Consider the following 19,337-nt stretch of genomic DNA (forward strand, 5'->3'; position numbering starts at 1 on the left):
GTCGCAGGGCTGATCCAATGGCTGGTGCAGCTTCCTGATGCTGTCGCCTGCTATCGTGGCACAACTTGGCTGCCTGCTTCCGTCAGACCGGTTTTATACGGATCCGGTAGACTGTTATGCCTATGCTTACGACAATACCCGCAAACTTTTCCCCCCCGATGCGGTGGTGTTTCCTGTTACGGCGTTGGAAGTGCAAGCTGTTGTGGCGCTTTGTAATGAGTATCGCATCCCGCTTACGCCGCGCGGACGCGGCACCGGGACCTCGGGCGGAAGCCTTCCCGAGCAGGGTGGTATTGCATTATCGCTGGAACGGATGCTGCGCATTATCACGGTTGACCCTGCTAATCGCGTGATTATCGCGGAGCCCGGGGTGATTAACCAAACCGTGCAGGATGCTGCCAAGCCTTATGGTTTCTTTTGGCCGCCAGATCCCTCGAGCGCAGCTTACTCGAGCATTGGCGGGAATCTGGCCACCTCCGCAGGTGGTCCTCACGCAGTGAAGTACGGCACTACCCGTGACCATGTGCTGGGGTTGAAGGCGGTTCTGGGAAGCGGTGAAATAATCCGGACCGGTTGCTATACCACCAAAGGCGTGGTGGGCTACGATCTTACGCGGCTTTTGATAGGCTCTGAGGGCACGCTGGCCGTGATTACAGAGGCAACACTCAAGCTCACTCCCCTTCCCCAAGCCTATGGCGGTCTCACCGCGCACTACCGGGACATCGCAAGCTGTGCTGCGGCCATACTTCAGGTAATGGCGCTTCCTCAGACCCCTAGCGCGCTTGAGTTCCTCGATGCCGGCGCGCTCGGCCTGATACGCAGCCGGTATCCTGATATGTTACCAGCGAATGCTTGTGCCATGCTGATGATCGAAGTGGATGGACCCGAGCATTATATTTCGGAGGCATGCGCGGAGGTTCTATCCGCATGCCGCAATGAGGGATTGATTCATGCGGAGAAAACCGCCGATGCCTCCACCTTATGGCGCGCTCGAAAATCGCTGTCTCCATTACTACGTGATATCGCACCGAAGAAAATCAACGAGGATGTCGTTGTGCCCATTTCGGCGCTACCCGCTTTTCTGGATGAGTTGTCACGCCTGAGCGCCAGGTTTGATATTGCAAATGTCAATTTTGGTCATGCCGGCAATGGCAATATACATGTGAATCTGCTGGTGAATCCCGAGATTGAGGACGAAATGAAGCGTGCGGAGATGTGCCTGAACGAGATATTCGATCTGGTGATCAGACTCAATGGTACCTTGTCGGGGGAGCATGGCGTTGGTAGCGAAAAACGCGCGTATATCGGGAAAGAGATCGATTCCGCGACAATGGCCCTGATGAAACAGATCAAACGGGTATTTGACCCAAACAATATTCTAAACCCCGGGAAGCTATTTCCTTAATATCGGATCGCTAATGCATGTCAGCGCGAACTGCTCGACCTCTGCTTTAATCCGGTTTCAAGAGAAATCGCTACCTTCCTTTCCGGCGCATACTTCTGTCCGCCGTTACTTTTCCGATGCTTTTAGCAGTTCCGAAATGTCGTGTGCGAAAACATCCGCGCCTTTATCACTCGTGACATATAGCCGTAGCTTGCCGCTGGTATCGAAAATATAGGTTCCCGTGGAGTGATCCACAGTGTGATGTCCCGGGGACTCTCCGGCTTGCTTTTGAGCAACAATTTTGAATTCCTTTATTACATCTTTCGTTGCCTGCGGATTACCGGAAAGGCCAAGGAATGCGGGACTGAACGCCGAAAGATATTGCTGAAGAATTGCCGGGGTATCGCGTTCGGGATCTACCGTTACGAATAATACTTGTACGCGGTCGGCCTGCGGGCCGAGTTTCTCCATTGCGGTGGCAAGGTTGGCCATGGTTGCGGGACATACATCAGGGCAATGGGTGTAACCGAAAAACAATACGACTACCTTGCCCTTGAAATCCGACAAGGTGCGCATGTTACCGGTGTGATCGGCAAGGCGAAAATCCTTGCCGAAATTGACGCTGCTGATATCCGTTGAGAGAAATTCCGGCTTGGGCTTCGCAGCGTCGCCGCAGGCTGTTAGAAAAAGCGCCGGCAATAAAATTATTGCCGTTAACACCAGCGCGTTAAAGGTAAAGGCCCGATAGCTCACAAGCAACCATTTAGAAACGGATGTAATGATCTACTAATAGCACGGCAAACAACGCAGCTAAATACACGATGGAATAACGAAACGCCCTCCGCGCAAGCTCATCGCTATAATCAAGGTAGATTTTTATCGCATAGTATAGAAATATGGCATCCAGCACTACCGCGCCTGCAAGATAAATGAGTCCACTCATTTGCGTGGCATAAGGCATCAACGTCACGGCGATGAGTATCAACGTGTATAACAAAACCTGCAAACGGGTATATTTATCGCCGTGGGTGACTGGCAGCATTGGCATGCCCACTTTCGCATACTCCAGTTTGCGGTAGAGCGCCAGCGCCCAGAAGTGTGGAGGCGTCCATGCGAAGATTATGAGGAACAGAAGTAGGGCGTCGGCGGAAACTTCGCCGGTTACCGCAGCCCAGCCAAGCACCGGCGGCATTGCGCCGGAAGCACCGCCAATGACGATGTTCTGTGGAGTATTGGGTTTCAGTATCACCGTATAGATGATTGCGTAACCGACGAAGGTTCCCAGGGTCAGCCACATGGTCAGTGGATTCACTAACTGGTGAAGCATCAGCAAGCCTGTACCACCGATCAGCGCCAGAAAGAACAGGGTCTCGGGCGACGTGACGGTGCCCCGCGGCAAGGGCCTGCCCCGCGTACGAGCCATCACCGCATCGATCTTTTGTTCAACAAGGCAATTTACCGCGGCGGCGGCGCCCGCCACGAAAGCAATTCCCACCGTGCCGAATATCAATGCGTTTAGCGGAACAGCGCCAGGGACCGCAAGAAACATGCCGATGACGGCGGTAAAAACAATGAGGGACACCACTCTCGGCTTGGTTAACCGATAAAACTGCTGCATACGCGATGCGGTTTGCTGCCAGGCAATACTCGTAGTAGTCATAACGTTCCTCTCCTTATTCATCGCAGGCAATGTGCCTGCACCTAGCGATTTTCGAAAACTACAGCAATTGCCTGAAAAATTATGGGCCATTGCGGGGAGTCGGCTTTCATATCAGCATTTCCGTTGCACTCACGAGCCTCAGTGCCTTTTATCGGTCCCCATCGCATGTTCCAACTGGGATACCTTGAGCAACCGTTTAATATCCTTTGACATCTTTTTCGGATCCGGGTCCTTGGGAAAACGCATCATGAGATTTCCTATAGGATCGATAACGTAAATATGATCGCGCTGCGAAGTTTTCCCTTGAATCGACTTGAGGAGGTCACTATCCTTCGCGTTGATAATCCAGGTGCCTTCAAATTCCTTCATGAGTTCAGGCTCGGGTAATTCGCCGTCATTTATCAGCCATACCCGCTCTATACGTTCCCTTTCCGCGTTTTGTATCAGGCGCACCTGCCGCATGTAATACAGCTTCTGGCGGCATTGCTCGTCACACTTTCCGGAATCCACCGACACCAGAGCCCACTTACCTCGAAGGTCACGCACGCGGAAGATGGTCTGGTCAGCATGGTTCAACCCAGTACCCGTCAAGGTCTTTACTTCAAGCAGGTCGCCGTAATTATCGGTGCCCGGTCGTACGTTCCCGAAAAACAGCGCATAAGAAGCGATAATAGGCGCGCACAACAGTACGAACATTAAAATCAGCGTGCGCCTGCTTTTGTTAGGAGCGCTCTTGTTTGACACTTAACACCAAATAAATAATCAATACGGCCAGCGCCATCGCGAACCATTGAAACGCATAACCCGTGTTCTTGCCAGACCCGGAACCCGGCCGCACCCACTCGCGCACCAAACCGTCCTTCACGTCGTCCGTTTGCAATATCATTACCGGTTGTACTGCTAATCCTGTGGCGCTTTGATAACGCTCAAGATCGAGATTTTCCCAAACCTGCCCCGCTACCATTTCCGTTGATAGCTCCAGCGTTTTCTGGTTCGCTGTCGTCGCCACTCCCGAGACAATTACCGGTTCGTCGGACGTCGCTATTTGCGGCAGTTTGCTACGGTCGCGATCCGCTGCTATCCAGCCCCGATTTACCAAAACATGCATTGAGCTTGTTCCAATTCTCAATGGGGTGATGACGTTATAACCAGCCAACCCCTTGTATATTTTGTTATCAAGATAAATTATGTGCTCCGGAACGTACTTTCCGCGCGCCTCGACCCGACGGTATTGAAAATCTTCCAGCTTGACTGGAACCGCTGGCAGCGCTACGGTCGGTTCTCGCGAACGGAGATCAAGCTGCTCCTGCCTTGATTCCTTTTCCCGGGCGCGGGAAAGTTGCCAGTTGCCAAGTTGCACCATTATCACTATGACAACCGCCGCAGCTACTGTTGACCATAATCGCGGCGTAAACCGCCAGCCTAAAATAGTCATTGGATAGTGTGCAGAACTCCGCTAAACTTAATCCTAAACACCATTATTACAGGGATTGATCTTGAAACTCTTCGCCGCGCTATTCATGTTCTTTATCCTTGCCAGCCTGGCATCCGCCATGTATTACCTGATCAAGGACAAAGGACAAGGAACACGGACGGTTAAGTCCTTAACCCTGCGTATCGGACTGTCGGTTCTTCTGTTTGCATTGTTAATGCTGGGTACTTATTTTGGCATCATACCGCTGAGCCAGTAATCCGCTGAACCTGCGGTATGAGCGCCTAGGATCCTTATACCAGCCAATAAACAAATATGAACAGTCCGAGCCAGACCACGTCCACAAAGTGCCAGTACCAGGCGACCCCCTCAAAGCCAAAGTGATTCTCTGGCGTGAAATGCCCCTTCAGCACACGGCAATAGATGACGAACAACATGATGGAACCCAGGGTCACATGGAAGCCGTGGAAACCCGTCAGCATGAAGAACGTCGCACCATAGGCGCCGCTCGTCATTTTGAGGTTAAGCTCGGAATAGGCATGGCCATACTCATATGCCTGCAGGCCGACAAAGAGAAAGCCCAGGGCGAAAGTGAGAAACAATCCCAATTTGAGCTGTCCGCGCTTGTTCAGCTTGAGCGCCCAGTGCGCCCAGGTAACCGTCACCCCCGAGGTCAGCAACAGGACGGTATTGATGGCCGGAAGACCCCATGGTCCCATGGGCATGAACTTATCGGTGACGCCGGGACCGGCGGTTGGCCAATCCCCAGTGAAATCCGGCCATAGCGATTTATGCTCCAGGTCGCCAAGTTCGGGAACCGAATATATCCGCATGTAGTACAGCGCACCGAAAAAGGCGGCAAAAAACATGACTTCCGAGAAAATGAACCAGCTCATCCCCCAGCGGAAGGATTTATCCACCTGCTGGTTGAACTTGCCGCTCTCGCTTTCCCGGGCAACGGTGCCAAACCAGCCGAACAGCATGTAAATGAGCACGGCAAAACCGAATGCCAGCAACCCGTAGCCCAGCGGCATCTTATTGACCGAAAATGCCGCACCGAAACCCATGAATAACAGCGCTATCGACCCGGTGATAGGCCAAGTCGATGGCGCTGGAACGTAATAGTGACTCCCCTGGCTCATGCTCTTTCTCCTGCGTGTAATTGATTAATCTCTAATTTGTTACTAATTTGACCAGCAATATCAAGGTCAGGACAAAGAACGCTGCTCCTATAAGACCGCCAATTATTACTTGCTTTGGCGTTAAGTTGCTCGCGTCCATGTCAAGATCGCTTTGTTTTCGCACTCCGAAAAAAGCCCAGGATACCGCTTTCGCTATTTGCAAAAACGTCGCCTTGTTTTTTTTTGCCGTTGTCATTCAACTCTGATTCGTTTTGGTAGCCATACTGGCAGCGCTCGCACCCGCCAGTTCGAAAAAGGTGTATGAGATAGTGACGGTGCTGACGTCGGTTGGCAAACTCGACTCAATGATGAACTGAACTGGCATCTGTCGTGTCTCGTTTGGCTTCAATACCTGTTTGCTGAAACAAAAACACTCGAGTTTCTTCAGATGCTTGGCAAGTAATTGCGGACCATAGCTTGGTATTGCCTGGCCGTTGATCTCTCGATCGGAATTGTTTTTGACTTCATACATCACCTCCACCAATTCACCCGGATGCACACGCAAGCTGGACTGCAGGGGCTTGAACTGCCAAGGCAGTCCGCGTGTATTGGCATCAAGCTCTACCGTCACCCAGCGAGTGGTATCGACCTGGGGATTCTCCGTCAGCGTGTCCGCCTGCAACAGATTATTAAGGCCGGTAACCTCACAAATCTTTTCGTAAAATGGGACCAATGCAAAGCCGAAGGCAAACATCACTACTGTAAATATCAGTAGCTTTTTCATTACGACGGAATTGGCTTCGATTGTATTCATCACAAGTTTTTAACAATGACCGCAACAAAAATTCCAACCACGATCACCAGCAGAAAGAGGGCTGTCCTGATTGCACCGCGCCTTCTCTCTGCATTATCCCTCATATCAGCCCCTGTTTACCTGACAACTGGGGGTGTTTCAAAAGTGTGATACGGCGCGGGTGATGGAAGAGTCCATTCCAGCGTCTTGCCCCCTTCCCAGGTTTTAGCAGGTGCTTTTGCCCCACCACGGATGCATTTCAGCACGACATAGAGGAACAGCAACTGGCTCAGGCCGAAGCCGAAGGCGCCGATGCTGGAAATCATGTTGAAATCCGCAAACTGCAATGCATAGTCGGGAATACGGCGCGGCATGCCTGCCAATCCCAGGAAGTGCTGGACAAAGAACGTAAGGTTGAAAAAGATCATGGTCAGCCAGAAATGCACTTTTCCTAGCGTCTCATCATACATGTGCCCGGTCCATTTCGGCAGCCAGTAGTAAGCCCCGCTAAATATTCCGAACAGCGCACCCGATACCAGCACGTAGTGGAAGTGCGCAATCACATAGTATGTATCCTGCACCTGAATATCTATCGGGACTACTGCGCATATCACGCCGCTGAAGCCGCCAAGAGTAAACAGGAAAATAAAACCAATGGCAAACAGCATGGGGGTCTCAAAAGTCATGGAGCCGCGCCACATGGTGGCGGTCCAGTTGAATACTTTCACTCCCGTGGGCACCGCAATCAGCATCGTTGCGTACATGAAGAACAACTGTCCGGTTACCGGCATGCCCGCGGTGAACATGTGATGCGCCCAGACGATACATGACAGAATGGCGATCGAGGCGGTTGCATACACCATTGACGAATATCCGAACAATGGCTTGCGTGCAAAAGTCGGGATGACTTCGGAGACAATGCCGAATGCCGGCAAAATCATGATGTAGACTTCCGGATGCCCGAAGAACCAGAAAATATGCTGGAACATCACTGGGTCACCGCCACCCGCTGCATTAAAGAAGTTGGTGCCGAAGTTGCGGTCGGTCAGCAGCATGGTGACCGCGCCCGCCAGCACCGGCATTACCAGCACCAGGAGGTAGGCGGTGATCAGCCAGGTCCAGACGAACATCGGCATTTTCATCAACGTCATGCCCGGCGCGCGCATGTTCAGAATGGTCGTGATGATGTTGATTGAACCCATGATGGAAGAGGCGCCCATGATATGGATCGCGAAGATTGCCATATCCATGCCCATGCCCATCTGCACCGATAGCGGTGGATAAATGGTCCAGCCACCGGCAGGGGCTCCACCCGGCACGAAGAACGAGCTCAACAGCAGCAGGGCCGCCGGCGGCAGCAGCCAAAAACTCCAGTTGTTCATACGGGCGAAGGCCATGTCGGGAGCGCCGATCATCATCGGAATCTGCCAGTTGGCAAAACCGACAAAGGCCGGCATGATGGCGCCGAAAATCATTATCAGGCCATGCATCGTGGTCAGCTGATTGAAAAACTCAGGATTGACAATCTGCAGGCCCGGCTGAAACAGCTCGGCGCGGATAGTCAGCGCCATCACCCCGCCTGTCAGGAACATGATGAAACTGAACCACAGATACATCGTGCCTATATCTTTGTGGTTGGTTGTCATCATCCAGCGCATCATGCCGCTGGGATGATGGTCGTGGGCGTGCGCAACGTCGTGATCGTGTACTGCTGCCATGGTTTCCTCCTTGATGCTATTTTCTGAGTTCGTTGATTTCCGATGGCTGCACTACGTCGCCTGCCGTATTGCCCCAGGCATTGCGCTCGTAGGTGACCACCGCCGCGATTTGTACATCCGACAGATGCTTGAATGCAGCCATTGCCGTGCCAGTCTTGCCGTTCATGACGATGTCGATGTGGCCGGCCTTCGGACCCGTGGCTACCTTCGATCCGTCCAGCGCGGCAAATGTGCCGGGAATACCCTTGCCATTGGCCTGATGGCAGGCAACACAGTTGGCGGCATACACTTTCTCGCCTTCGGCCTTCAACTCGTCCATCGTGAATTCCTTGCTGACATCCACTACTGCCGCAGCCGATTTGCTCTTCTGTTCCGCCACCCATTGGGTATATTTTTCAGGCTCCACCGCTTCCACCACGATCGGCATGAAGCCGTGGTCCTTGCCGCATAGTTCAGCACATTGCCCGCGGTAGGTGCCAGGCTTGTCGATCGTGAACCAGGCGTCGCGTATGTAGCCGGGGATGGCGTCCTGCTTGACGCCCAATGCCGGTACCCACCAGGCGTGCAGGACGTCGTTGGCGGTGATGATGATGCGAACCTTCTTGCCGACAGGTACCACTACGGGGTTGTCCACTTCCAGCAGGTAGTTCTCCTCCTTGGGCGAGGCATTCTCTATCTGCGCCCGGGGTGTGGCGAGGTTGCTCAAGAAGCTGATCCCTTCCCCTTCTCCTGTCAGGTAGTCATACCCCCATTTCCACTGGTACCCGGTGGTCTTGATGGTAATGTCAGGACTGGAGGTGTCCTTCATGGCGATGATGGTCTTGGTGGCAGGAAAAGCCATCCCCACCAGGATGAAGAACGGGATGATGGTCCAGATGATCTCGACCGTGGTGCTGTGATGGAAGTTTGCCGCTTTGTAACCAACAGATTTGCGGTGCTTGAGTACCGAATAAAACATGACGCCAAATACACCAATGAAGATCGCCAGGCAAATCCATAAAAGCATGGTGTGCTGATCATATATCTGCCTGGCTATGATCGTCTGCGGCTCGGGCAAATTCAACTGGTAAGGATCCGCCGCCGCCATTCCCATTCCGGAATACAATGCGATCGCCATCATCCCCACTATGCTTGCTGCTGCTTTACTGCTCATATTTCCCCCCACTTGATTACTGATTACAGTACGAGCCAATAATTCTAAAATTCCACAATGTGTGACCGACCCCACGAACTGGCTTCCAGATCATTTTTTGCTTAGCTCGGCATCGCCAGATGGCGGATGCAAGTCTCTTCATTACCAGATCTGTCCTGCGTAAATAGCCATGTTGCGAACGTCGGTAATTGTGTTATTCTATAGTTCTACCATGGTTTTTATGCTGGCTTTATGCGAATTTCAAACACTAAGAATAACGGCATTTCCATAAGTTCCAGGTTTCCACTAAAAACAAAAAATTATGCGTCGCCATTATTCAAACCTGAACAATAAATTTCCTGGTTGATACCAGTACCGCATTCATCAAATCAGGAATCAGGCGGAAGCTCACGAAATGGATATATGTTTTCATCATGATCCATTTTATGTTTTTTGCTTATCTTCTTAATCAAAACACATGGCTTGAAATGTGACTTAAATCCATGTGTTACACGGCTTTCCGGCTATATTTCCGTTCTTTCTCATTCAAGCTGATCCAGCTTTTCAAAATTTTCCGGTATCCGCTTTAATTGGTCGCCGAAACACCGCTACTGAAACGGAAAAATTCTACCACACGGGAATGGGGCGTACAAGAACGAAACATGATCTTGGCAACCCATACCAATAATGCCCTTATTCTAAAAATCGGTATTTCCCCCTTTTCCAATTGTGGTGATTTTACCCTATTTGCATTGTGGTGATTATCAACCATCAAACGCAAATCTATTCATTTATCATTACCGGATTCTCTGGTCCCGCATCGGAATAGGTCACGATTATTTACCGCCACATGAATGGCAGCGCTCCCATTTTTGGAGTTTCACAATACGACCTGAAGTACGACCCAAAGCTGGGCTCGTGGTAAGAAAACGCGGCGGTTTCGCAATGGCGCGGTTCCAGTCAAGCGACTGGCGAGCGCCGACATATGCGATCGCGAGCAGAAAACTGCTACTTTCAGGACGAGTTTCCCGTATCACCGTACGTTAAGGACGAAAAACAGTTTGCGGACAAACTAATCGACGGGGCATACTTCGGCTCATTTTCCACGCCTCCCTCTCCCTCGCCTTTTAAGCACCCATCCGGCGAAGTCCGTCTCGCCCCCCCTATTAGGACTTATTCGGCGGCTCGATTATAATCGTAAGCGGATTATTTTTGAGAGTATAAAAAAATGGCGGAAACAAACAAGAGTATCAGGGCGCCGGAGCTGCAGACATCGGGTTGGCTTAATACACCTCACCCGCTTACGCTCGCCTCATTACGCGGCAAGGTGGTTGTGCTGCATACTTTTCAAATCTTCTGTCCGGGTTGCGTGCAAATCGGTATTCCGCAGGCCCAGAAAATATATCAGGAGTTTGATCCCAGTCGCGTAGCGGTGATTGGACTGCACACGGTTTTCGAACATCATGCAGTGATGGGACGTGAGGCGCTAGAGGTTTTTGTGCACGAATATCGATTGCGCTTCCCGATTGGTATTGATAAATATGAAGACCAGCCACAAGGCATTCCCCTGACCATGCACGCCTACCGGATGCAGGGGACTCCCACTCTCATTTTGATAGACAAAGCAGGCCGCATCCGTTTGCATAAGTTTGGACATGTAAGTGATCTAACGGTCGGATTTTCCATTGGCGCATTGCTTTCCGAAGAAATTGACGAATTGGCAAGCTCGCCGGAAACAGGCCCGGCAATCGCGGAAAATCGAGCCTGCGATGAAGATGGGTGCAGCATCTGAATCGCATATCCGGGTAGAGCAATGCCAGGGCTCCCTGTAATTGCTTTAAATGCCGCAGAGCAAGCGTGCATTGGGACGTCCAGGGGTCTGCCGGCAGGACTTCGCTGAGCAGCCAGCCAAAAAATCGATCAACTCCGATATCCTGTGGGCTTATCCTCTGGTTTGACGCGCTCTGCAATTCCGGTGAGAACGCCAGCAGCCGTTTGGCGCATCAGATTGGTGATGGCATGAGTCAACTGTAAGCCCGCTTCAAGCTGATTTTGTCCGGCCAAGGTCATCTGCCGGTTAAAAGTCGAAAGGGTATCCTGCAACGCAGAACCGACAGCTGTCCCGTTGCGCTTCGCGTGCATCACAAGATCACCCAAGGTTTCCTTCACCAGATCCTGAGCGGCGGAAGCGGATCCCTGCAAGACATCCAGGAAGAGATTTTCAACACCTTCCAGATCGGTGCGGACCCGCGCAAGCTCCTCATCTGAAAACTTTTGCGCACGGCCTGCAGCCTCCTCCAACGCCAGTTTCGAAGCTTCGGCGAGCTGTGCCAGTGCGGCATCCAATCCAGCCACGGCATCGCGGACAGGTTTCATGGCGGTTTGCGTGTGTAAGGGTGATTGTTGCAGCTTTTGCTGTGCTCCTTCGCGTACGCCTTTCATCACAGCTGTCATAACGTGCCTCAGCGATTCCCGATCCTGGTTTTGCGTACTCAGGGCTCTCACTGTCAGGTCCCGCACTTCCTGCCGAACATCACTTCCCTGAGCCATCGTGTTGCGCACTTCGGCTTCCAGCGCGACTGCTGTTTTGTTCGAAGTTTTACCCGCTGCTTTGCTTGCGGTTTTGCCTGCGGCTTTACTCATGGTTTTGTCGGCCTTTTTGCCTGCGGTTTTGTCAGAAGAACCTTCGCCGCCAGTTTTCTTCTCCATGATAGTTAAACCCCTCCCTAAGATTAAGAAATTTATATGGTTTACTACTCATTTATCATTCGGTCTGTGCTGTGAGCCGGCCAAGGCCGCCCATATAATCCCGCAGAACTTCAGGAATCGATACGCTGCCATCCGAATTCTGAAAATTTTCCAGAATTGCGACGAGCGTTCGTCCCACGGCCAACCCCGAGCCATTAAGGGTATGCAGCAGTTCCGGTTTGCCTTTCTCATTACGAAAGCGTGCCTGCATGCGCCGTGCCTGAAACGCCTCGCAATTGCTGCATGATGAAATTTCGCGATAGGTATTCTGTTCCGGCAGCCACACCTCGATGTCGTACGTTTTGGTTGCCGCAAAACCCATGTCGGCCGTGCAGAGCGTCATTACGCGATAAGGCAGCCCGAGTTTCCGAAGAATCGTTTCGGCATGACCGGTAAGCTCTTCCAGCGCTTTGTAAGATTGTTGGGGATGCACGATTTGGACCAGCTCCACCTTCTCGAATTGATGTTGCCGGATCATCCCGCGGGTATCTCTACCATAGCTCCCGGCTTCCGAACGGAAGCATGGGGTATGCGCTGTAAATTTAAGGGGAAGCGACTCAAGAGCAACAATTCGATCCCGCACGATATTAGTGAGCGGCACTTCGGCAGTAGGAATCAAATACAAATCGTCATCTTCATACTCACATCGAGGGTTGCTCGATAACGGAGCATGCCCCTCATTTCGCGGAAGGGATTCGACCATACCCATTTTTTTCCGGGGGATCTCGAACAAATCATCCTTGAATTTAGGCAACTGTCCGGTGCCCCGCAAGCTATCCGCATTAATCAGATATGGCACATATGCTTCAGTATAGCCATGCTCCTGCGTATGGACATCGAGCATGAACTGCGCCAGAGCACGGTGGAGGCGTGCGAGACCGCCTGTCATCAGGCTGAATCGTGCGCCGCTGAGTTTAGTCGCGGTTGGTAAGTCCAGCAATCCCAGGCTCTCGCCTATGCTGACATGGTCTCTCACTGTAAAATCGAACGAGCGCGGCGTTCCCCAACGGCGCACTTCCCGATTATCGGCTTCGCTTTTACCCTCAGGTACACTGCTATGCGGCAGATTGGGAATTTGCAGCAATATATGCTGCAATGCAGTTTGAGTTTGCTGCAGCTGATTTTCCGCCTGCCTCAGTTCGTCACCGAGTTGAGCCACCTCCGCAAGGATACTGCTGGCGTCCTCTCCTCTGCTCTTGGCATTACCGATCTGTCTGGACGCAGCATTTCGCCGCGCTTGCAGTTCCTCGGTATAGGTCTGAATATTCTTTCGTTCCGCCTCCAGCTCGCCGAATTCCGTCAGGGGAAAAACATAGTTGCGCGTGGCGAGGAGCCTTGCAACATGATCTGGATGGGTGCGCAACAACTGAATGTCTAACATGCTTACTCCGAAAAAGCGCGTGCCGGACAATGCCCCATGCAAAACGCCCTTATTTATGAATTTTTATTCGCCTGCTTGTCCAGCTCGCGCAAATGCGCCAGCCTTTCCGCAATTTTACCTTCGAACCCGCGCGTTGACGGCTCATAAATTCTCACCGCCGGCATTCCTTCGGGAAAATAATTTTCACCTGCGGCATAGGCCTCGGGATCGTCATGGGCATAACGATAGTCTCGCCCGAAGCCCAGTTCCTTCATCAGACGAGTAGGCGCGTTACGCAAATGCTCCGGTACGCGACGTGACTTGTCGCCACTAATAACAGACCGGGTTTTATTATAAGCAACGTAAGCGGCATTGCTCTTGGGCGCACAAGCAAGATATAACGCTGCCTGCCCCAGCGCCAGTTCGCCCTCCGGACTGCCAAGACGTTCGTATGTCTCGGAAGCGTCCAGGGCTACCCGCAGCGCACGCGGGTCGGCCAACCCGATGTCTTCCACGGATGCTCGAACCAGGCGCCGGGCGATATAGCGCGGATCCGCTCCTCCGTCCAGCATGCGGCACATCCAGTAAAGCGTGGCATCCGGGTTGGAACCCCGCAGGGATTTATGCATCGCCGAAATCTGGTCGTAAAATTCATCTCCGCCTTTGTCAAACCGGCGGGCGCTGCGAAAAAGCGCACTGCGCACATATTCCGCCCCTATTTTCGTAATTCCTTCGGTTACCGCCGCAGTTTTTATTTGTTCCAGAAAATTGAGTAGCCGCCGGGCATCGCCATCTGCATATTCGATCAATAACGATCTGGCATCATCGGTAAACTCCAGCCCTTGCAATGCCAGGTTCTTTGCGCGCTCGAACAGGATAACGAGTTCATCTTCCGATAAGGCCGTTAGCACATAAACCTGTGCCCGTGATAACAGGGCACTATTGACTTCAAACGAAGGATTCTCGGTAGTTGCACCAACGAACGTTACCAATCCCTGTTCTACAAAGGGTAGAAAAGCATCCTGCTGCGCTTTGTTGAAGCGATGAACCTCATCCACGAACAGTATGGTGTGGCGCCCCGACTGCTGCAACACTGCTCTTGCGCGTTCAATCGCTTCACGAATATCCTTGACCCCGGACAGCACTGCCGAAAGCGCGATGAACTCCGCATCAAACGCCAATGCCATGAGCCGAGCGAGAGTGGTCTTGCCGGTGCCGGGTGGTCCCCACAATATCATTGAATGCGGCTTGCCGGATTCAAACGCCAGCCGTAAGGGCTTCCCGGGACCAAGCAAGTGCTGCTGTCCGACAATGTCTTTCAGTGCATGAGGACGCAAGCGTTCCGCAAGCGGCGCGGCAGGCTCGCGCTGCTCGAACAGGTCAATCACTGATCACATCCGCCCCCTCAGGGGGACTGAATTTGAACAATTCCTGTGGAAGTTTGGGGTTTCGTTCCACCCCCGAAAATGTAAGCACGGTGGTCTGGCCAAAATGATCACGCAATTCCATTGCCTTTAGTATGCCTTCTGGCGTAAATCCCAGGCGGACCCATTCAAACGTACTTTCCTTGGTTTTGGGCGTGGCTTCAAGCCATTCGGTACCGTCATCCAGGCCCATTTCAGCAAGATCGAAGCTTTTCTCGATATCGCTGCTTCCCGCGAGCAATGCGGCTGGACTGCTGCCGATAGCGACGTCAAGTTTGCGGACGGTCACCTGATTGAGGTCATGATCATAGAACCATATCCGATCACCGTCGCCAACAATCAGTTGCTCGTACGGCTTCTCATAAACCCATCGAAATTTTCCCGGACGCTCGAATTGCATCGTACCACCCCCTCTTTGCACCACACGTCCGTTTTTATCAAGAACCATCTGTGAGAATGCCGCGCGGACAGTTCGCGTGTTCTGCATAAAATTCTTGAGACTGCTAATTGCACTAGCCTCGGCAACAGAAACAAATAAAAAAAACATGAGAAAAAACCAGCAGCGCTCCGAAAAATTCATGAATATTTCCTATATCAAAGACAGTCAAAAAACAACGCTTCAGTAACGTGGATCAATTTCGGTTTGTACTCGACCTGAATCCGGCAGAATTACTGTTCCCCGCAATCTGGAGGGCACTGGTTTATTTGGGAGCCTGCGGCTGTGATTTTATCGTTTCCGCTCTTTACCGGAAGCATAAACGTCCTCGCGCTTTAGCACAATCATCGATAGATATCGGCTCTTGTAGTTCTTGTGGCGGAGTAAACCTTTCCGGAAAAAAGCCGTTTCAAGGTTTCTCAAGCGTGCAAAGGTGTAGGGTGTGGAAAAGCTTGCAAAAAAAACGGACCGAAGAAAGGGAACTCTTTTGTAAACAGAAAAGTCTAAAATTCGCTGGCGGAATGCATTCCGCCAACTGAATGTTGACTGTTATTTTCGAGTATTAGTCACAGGAGGAAAACGATATGGCAACAACACTAGGAACGTCAAGCCAGGCGAAGTCAGGCGGTCGTGATTACGACATGTCGCTGTGGTATGACTCAAGGTGGTACAAGTTTGGACTGATCACCATGCTGGCGGTGGCGATATTCTGGATCTGGTATCAGCGCACATTTGCATACTCGCACGGGATGGACTCGATGGAGCCGGAATTCGAGAAAGTCTGGATGGGATTGTGGCGTGTGCACATGATAGTGATGCCGATCTTTGCCCTGGTCACCTGGGGCTGGATCTGGAAGACGCGCGACACCAAAGAGCAACTGGACAATCTTGACCCCAAGCTGGAAATCAAGCGTTACTTCTACTGGCTGATGTGGCTGGGCGTGTATCTGTTTGGCGTTTACTGGGGCGGCAGCTTCTTCACCGAGCAGGATGCTTCCTGGCACCAGGTCATCATCCGTGACACGAGCTTCACCCCGAGTCACGTCGTGGTGTTCTACGGCTCCTTCCCGATGTACATCGTGTGCGGCGTGGCGAGCTACCTGTATGCCATGACCCGTCTGCCGCTGTATGCCCGGGGCACCTCGTTCCCGCTGGTCATGGCGATTGCCGGACCGCTCATGATTCTGCCGAACGTGGGTCTGAACGAATGGGGCCATGCCTTCTGGTTCATGGAAGAACTCTTCAGCGCACCGTTGCACTGGGGCTTTGTCATCCTGGGCTGGTCGGGACTGTTTGCAGGTGGCATAGCGGCGCAGATCATCACGCGCTACTCCAACCTGACCGACGTCGTCTGGAATGGCCAGAGCAAAGTCATCCTCAACAACCGCATCGTAGCGGAGCCGGTTAATCGATGACTGACTGATTAGCTGAAGCTGCTTTACGGACGCGCCGTTCCTCGTAAGAGGAACGGCGCGTTTTCATTTTCGCCGCTAATTCAGCGTCTTCTTGCCAAGATATCCGTGAATCTGCGCTAAACGACACGCAGAATCTCCTTGCATCTCATCAAGATATCGATTAGTGCCTTAAACCAACTGCTGCCGACTGCTGCTTATCCTTTGAGAAATCCTGTGATACGGAATCCGGAGAGACAAACGATGATATGTCCTGGGCTCCGTGGATACCCGCTTTCGCGGGTATGACGTGCTGTTGGCGATACGAGTTGAGTACCTGGTACCCGATGGATATCCGCTTTCGCGGGTACGACTACAGGGGTTGGTCAGGTGCTTGACTTTGGTCTCGCTAGCTGGTCAAGTTGCTTGCTCTATTCGTTCCGCGATGGCACAAGCACTTCCCTATTACCGTTGGTTTGCATGGCCGAGACAAGGCCTGCGCGTTCCATCTCTTCAATCAGCCGTGCGGCCCGGTTATAACCGATTCGCAAGTGCCGCTGTACCAGTGAAATAGAGGCCCGGCGCGACTTGAGCACTATCCCAACGGCTTCATCGTAAAGCGGATCGGATTCGACGTTTTCCTGCCCGGCCATGCCGCCGTTTTCGCCCGCGCCACCTTCCTCTTCCAGCGAGTTAAGCACCCCATCCACATATCTCGGCTCACCATGTTCCTTCAGGTACTCCACTACCCGGTGCACTTCCTGATCGGCGACAAAAGCACCATGCACCCGCTGCGGATAACCGCTCCCCGGCGGCAGATAAAGCATATCGCCCTGTCCGAGTAGCGCTTCGGCCCCCATCTGGTCAAGTATGGTACGTGAATCCACCTTGCTCGATACCTGAAACGCCACTCGTGTCGGAATATTGGCCTTGATAAGGCCGGTAATCACATCCACCGAGGGTCGCTGTGTCGCCAGCAGCAAATGCACGCCGGCCGCACGCGCTTTTTGCGCAAGCCGGGCAATCAATTCTTCAACCTTCTTGCCCACTACCATCATAAGATCGGCCAATTCATCTATTACCACAACTATCAGCGGCATCTCTTCCAGCGGCTCCGGCGCATCCGGCGTCAGGCTGAATGGATTGGTCAGCGGCATCTCGTTCTTGATCGCATCGCGGATTTTCTGATTGTAGCCGCCGAGATTACGTACGCCGAGCGCCGACATCAACTTGTAACGCCGCTCCATTTCCGCTACGCCCCATCGAAGCGCGCTGGCCGCCTGCCGCATATCGGTTACCACGGGCGCCAGCAGATGAGGGATGCCTTCGTATACGGACAATTCAAGCATTTTCGGGTCCACCAGAATCAGGCGCACCTGCTCAGGCGTAGCTTTATAGATGAGGCTCAGTATCATGGCGTTGATCGCTACCGACTTGCCTGATCCCGTCGTTCCCGCCACCAGTACATGCGGCATTCTCGCCAGATCCGCCACCACCGGATGTCCGCCGATGTCCTTACCCAGGGCGATGGTCAATGGTGACGCCATCTCGGCATAAGCCTGCGAACTGAGGATTTCCGATAGCCGCACCACCTGCCGCTTGGGATTGGGTATTTCCAGGCCCATACTGGTCTTGCCGGGGATAGTTTCGACCACGCGGATACTTACAACCGATAACGACCGCGCCAGATCTTTCACCAGATTAAGAATCTGATTGCCCTTCACACCCACCGCGGGTTCGATTTCATAGCGGGTGATGACCGGGCCTGGGTAGGCCGCCACCACCTTGACCTCCACACCAAAATCGATCAGCTTCCGTTCGATCAGGCGCGATGTAAATTCAAGCGTGTCAGTCGAGAGAATTTCCACATCTTTCTTCAGTGGCTCGTCCAATAGACGCAACGGCGGCAACGGTGAATCAGGCAGGTCAATGAACAACGGCGTCTGTTTTTCCTTGATCACCCGAGGCGACTTCAGAATCGCGGTTGCTGGTTGCTCAATATGGAGAGGCGGATTTTCGTGGAAGCGTTTTTTTCCTACCTCGACCAATTCATCGCGCCGGATTGCAGAGGCAATACCCGCGCGCCGATCTTGCCAGTTCTCCCATTGTCGCCTGAAGAACAGGCAGATTCCCTCCAATGCGGCGCCCAGTTTTTCGACGAAGCGCAACCACGAAAGGCCCGTAAACAGGCTGAAACCGATCGCGATCAATATGACCAGCGCCAGCGTAGCGCCGGTAAAACCCAGTGTCTGCGACAGGTTCTTGCTGATTATCAAACCCAGCACTCCTCCCGGGGTCTGGGGCAGGGTTATCTGGAGTGTATAAAACCGCAGCGCTTCAAGCGCACTGCTGGTAACCAGCAATACAAGAAATCCGGCAGCGGAAACAAACAATGGACGACGGTCGAATATTCCCCCCTCAATGCGGTGATAAGTCCATGAAACCAGAAAGAGGAAAAAGAATACCCACCACCAGGCTGAAACGCCGAATAAGTACAGTAGCAGGTCTGACAGCCAGGCGCCTGCAAGCCCGCCAGGATTGAGGGCTGGCGTGTTGCCACTATGCGACCATCCCGGATCAGCGCGATCATAGCCGTAAAATATCAGCATCAGATAAAGCACTATACCTAGCAACGCAAGCCCGGCGGATTCGCGCAGCAGCCTGGCGACCCTGGGTGGCAAGGGATTGGAGCTTGATTTTTTCGCCATTGGCTTGTTGACAAAGCTCATGGATGGTAT

General features: G+C 52.6%; 18 protein-coding genes. 4 read left to right on the top strand and 14 right to left on the bottom strand.

Going from position 1 to position 19,337, the window contains the following annotated elements; genetic code table 11:
* Nucleotides 1–37: 37 nt before the first annotated feature.
* The gene (locus CRO05_RS01970) at nucleotides 38–1,405 is read left to right on the top strand and encodes an FAD-binding oxidoreductase (protein WP_097065600.1); all 1,368 of its coding nucleotides are present in this window, start codon (nucleotides 38–40) and stop codon (nucleotides 1,403–1,405) included.
* A gap of 105 nt (nucleotides 1,406–1,510) precedes the next feature.
* On the opposite strand, the gene CRO05_RS01975 is transcribed toward CRO05_RS01970, so the two are convergent.
* The 4 genes from CRO05_RS01975 to CRO05_RS01990 form a co-directional block, all read right to left on the bottom strand.
* Entirely contained in the window at nucleotides 1,511–2,137 is a 627-nt protein-coding gene (locus tag CRO05_RS01975) for an SCO family protein (RefSeq protein WP_097066600.1), read from the bottom strand.
* 10 nt (nucleotides 2,138–2,147) lie between these two features.
* On the bottom strand, nucleotides 2,148–3,044 hold the full coding sequence (gene cyoE, locus CRO05_RS01980; RefSeq protein WP_097065601.1) for a heme o synthase: 897 nt from the start codon (nucleotides 3,042–3,044) through the stop codon (nucleotides 2,148–2,150).
* Nucleotides 3,045–3,182: 138 nt separating this feature from the next.
* On the bottom strand, nucleotides 3,183–3,740 hold the full coding sequence (locus CRO05_RS01985) for a hypothetical protein (protein ID WP_235001249.1): 558 nt from the start codon (nucleotides 3,738–3,740) through the stop codon (nucleotides 3,183–3,185).
* A gap of 25 nt (nucleotides 3,741–3,765) precedes the next feature.
* Complete coding sequence (locus CRO05_RS01990) at nucleotides 3,766–4,479, bottom strand: SURF1 family protein (protein WP_235001250.1); 714 nt, start codon at nucleotides 4,477–4,479, stop codon at nucleotides 3,766–3,768.
* A 61-nt stretch (nucleotides 4,480–4,540) separates the two neighbouring features.
* Between CRO05_RS01990 and CRO05_RS01995 the strand changes: the two genes are divergently transcribed.
* Nucleotides 4,541–4,735, top strand: coding sequence for a twin transmembrane helix small protein (locus tag CRO05_RS01995; protein WP_097065602.1), 195 nt, complete (start codon nucleotides 4,541–4,543; stop codon nucleotides 4,733–4,735).
* A 34-nt stretch (nucleotides 4,736–4,769) separates the two neighbouring features.
* Here CRO05_RS01995 and CRO05_RS02000 read toward each other — a convergent pair whose 3' ends face one another.
* From CRO05_RS02000 to coxB, 5 genes are all read right to left on the bottom strand, one after another.
* On the bottom strand, nucleotides 4,770–5,618 hold the full coding sequence (locus CRO05_RS02000) for a cytochrome c oxidase subunit 3 (protein WP_097065603.1): 849 nt from the start codon (nucleotides 5,616–5,618) through the stop codon (nucleotides 4,770–4,772).
* Between the two features lie 31 nt (nucleotides 5,619–5,649).
* Nucleotides 5,650–5,853: a DUF2970 domain-containing protein gene (locus tag CRO05_RS02005; RefSeq protein ID WP_097065604.1), complete on the bottom strand. Its 204-nt coding sequence runs from the start codon at nucleotides 5,851–5,853 to the stop codon at nucleotides 5,650–5,652.
* Nucleotides 5,854–6,411 (bottom strand): cytochrome c oxidase assembly protein, encoded by a 558-nt coding sequence (locus CRO05_RS02010; protein WP_097065605.1) that lies wholly within the window; start codon nucleotides 6,409–6,411, stop codon nucleotides 5,854–5,856.
* 116 nt (nucleotides 6,412–6,527) lie between these two features.
* On the bottom strand, nucleotides 6,528–8,108 hold the full coding sequence (ctaD, locus tag CRO05_RS02015) for a cytochrome c oxidase subunit I (RefSeq protein WP_097065606.1): 1,581 nt from the start codon (nucleotides 8,106–8,108) through the stop codon (nucleotides 6,528–6,530).
* 16 nt (nucleotides 8,109–8,124) lie between these two features.
* A complete protein-coding gene (coxB, locus tag CRO05_RS02020) occupies nucleotides 8,125–9,261 on the bottom strand; it encodes a cytochrome c oxidase subunit II (protein ID WP_097065607.1) in 1,137 nt (378 codons plus the stop codon).
* Nucleotides 9,262–10,468: 1,207 nt separating this feature from the next.
* Here coxB and CRO05_RS02025 point away from each other — a divergent pair.
* Nucleotides 10,469–11,032 (top strand): peroxiredoxin, encoded by a 564-nt coding sequence (locus CRO05_RS02025; RefSeq protein WP_097065608.1) that lies wholly within the window; start codon nucleotides 10,469–10,471, stop codon nucleotides 11,030–11,032.
* Between the two features lie 128 nt (nucleotides 11,033–11,160).
* On the opposite strand, the gene CRO05_RS02030 is transcribed toward CRO05_RS02025, so the two are convergent.
* From CRO05_RS02030 to lolA, 4 genes are read right to left on the bottom strand one after another with little or no spacing between them, the layout of a single operon-like run.
* A complete protein-coding gene (locus tag CRO05_RS02030) occupies nucleotides 11,161–11,949 on the bottom strand; it encodes a DUF6781 family protein (protein ID WP_235001251.1) in 789 nt (262 codons plus the stop codon).
* Between the two features lie 55 nt (nucleotides 11,950–12,004).
* The gene (serS, locus tag CRO05_RS02035) at nucleotides 12,005–13,369 is read right to left on the bottom strand and encodes a serine--tRNA ligase (protein WP_097065609.1); all 1,365 of its coding nucleotides are present in this window, start codon (nucleotides 13,367–13,369) and stop codon (nucleotides 12,005–12,007) included.
* 53 nt (nucleotides 13,370–13,422) lie between these two features.
* The gene (locus tag CRO05_RS02040; protein ID WP_097065610.1) at nucleotides 13,423–14,736 is read right to left on the bottom strand and encodes a replication-associated recombination protein A; all 1,314 of its coding nucleotides are present in this window, start codon (nucleotides 14,734–14,736) and stop codon (nucleotides 13,423–13,425) included.
* Complete coding sequence (gene lolA, locus CRO05_RS02045; RefSeq protein ID WP_097065611.1) at nucleotides 14,729–15,352, bottom strand: outer membrane lipoprotein chaperone LolA; 624 nt, start codon at nucleotides 15,350–15,352, stop codon at nucleotides 14,729–14,731. The genes CRO05_RS02040 and lolA overlap by 8 nt, the downstream gene beginning before the upstream one ends.
* 440 nt (nucleotides 15,353–15,792) lie before the next feature.
* Between lolA and CRO05_RS02050 the strand changes: the two genes are divergently transcribed.
* Nucleotides 15,793–16,623, top strand: coding sequence for a methane monooxygenase/ammonia monooxygenase subunit C (locus tag CRO05_RS02050; RefSeq protein WP_097065612.1), 831 nt, complete (start codon nucleotides 15,793–15,795; stop codon nucleotides 16,621–16,623).
* A 407-nt stretch (nucleotides 16,624–17,030) separates the two neighbouring features.
* On the opposite strand, the gene CRO05_RS02055 is transcribed toward CRO05_RS02050, so the two are convergent.
* Nucleotides 17,031–19,328, bottom strand: coding sequence for a DNA translocase FtsK (locus CRO05_RS02055; protein ID WP_097065613.1), 2,298 nt, complete (start codon nucleotides 19,326–19,328; stop codon nucleotides 17,031–17,033).
* Nucleotides 19,329–19,337: the final 9 nt, after the last annotated feature.

Source organism: Nitrosovibrio sp. Nv4, from assembly GCF_900215485.1.
Lineage (GTDB): Bacteria > Pseudomonadota > Gammaproteobacteria > Burkholderiales > Nitrosomonadaceae > Nitrosospira.

Bases quoted from the DNA above. Each gene is read 5' to 3' on its own strand.
- CRO05_RS01970 (WP_097065600.1), top strand. From the start codon at position 38: ATGCTGTCGCCTGCTATCGTGGCACAACTTGGCTGCCTGCTTCCGTCA.
- cyoE (WP_097065601.1), bottom strand. From the start codon at position 3,044: ATGACTACTACGAGTATTGCCTGGCAGCAAACCGCATCGCGTATGCAG.
- CRO05_RS01985 (WP_235001249.1), bottom strand. From the start codon at position 3,740: ATGTTCGTACTGTTGTGCGCGCCTATTATCGCTTCTTATGCGCTGTTT.
- CRO05_RS01990 (WP_235001250.1), bottom strand. From the start codon at position 4,479: ATGACTATTTTAGGCTGGCGGTTTACGCCGCGATTATGGTCAACAGTA.
- CRO05_RS02000 (WP_097065603.1), bottom strand. From the start codon at position 5,618: ATGAGCCAGGGGAGTCACTATTACGTTCCAGCGCCATCGACTTGGCCT.
- CRO05_RS02005 (WP_097065604.1), bottom strand. From the start codon at position 5,853: ATGACAACGGCAAAAAAAAACAAGGCGACGTTTTTGCAAATAGCGAAA.
- CRO05_RS02010 (WP_097065605.1), bottom strand. From the start codon at position 6,411: ATGAATACAATCGAAGCCAATTCCGTCGTAATGAAAAAGCTACTGATA.
- ctaD (WP_097065606.1), bottom strand. From the start codon at position 8,108: ATGGCAGCAGTACACGATCACGACGTTGCGCACGCCCACGACCATCAT.
- coxB (WP_097065607.1), bottom strand. From the start codon at position 9,261: ATGAGCAGTAAAGCAGCAGCAAGCATAGTGGGGATGATGGCGATCGCA.
- CRO05_RS02025 (WP_097065608.1), top strand. From the start codon at position 10,469: ATGGCGGAAACAAACAAGAGTATCAGGGCGCCGGAGCTGCAGACATCG.
- CRO05_RS02030 (WP_235001251.1), bottom strand. From the start codon at position 11,949: ATGGAGAAGAAAACTGGCGGCGAAGGTTCTTCTGACAAAACCGCAGGC.
- serS (WP_097065609.1), bottom strand. From the start codon at position 13,369: ATGTTAGACATTCAGTTGTTGCGCACCCATCCAGATCATGTTGCAAGG.
- lolA (WP_097065611.1), bottom strand. From the start codon at position 15,352: ATGAATTTTTCGGAGCGCTGCTGGTTTTTTCTCATGTTTTTTTTATTT.
- CRO05_RS02050 (WP_097065612.1), top strand. From the start codon at position 15,793: ATGGCAACAACACTAGGAACGTCAAGCCAGGCGAAGTCAGGCGGTCGT.
- CRO05_RS02055 (WP_097065613.1), bottom strand. From the start codon at position 19,328: ATGAGCTTTGTCAACAAGCCAATGGCGAAAAAATCAAGCTCCAATCCC.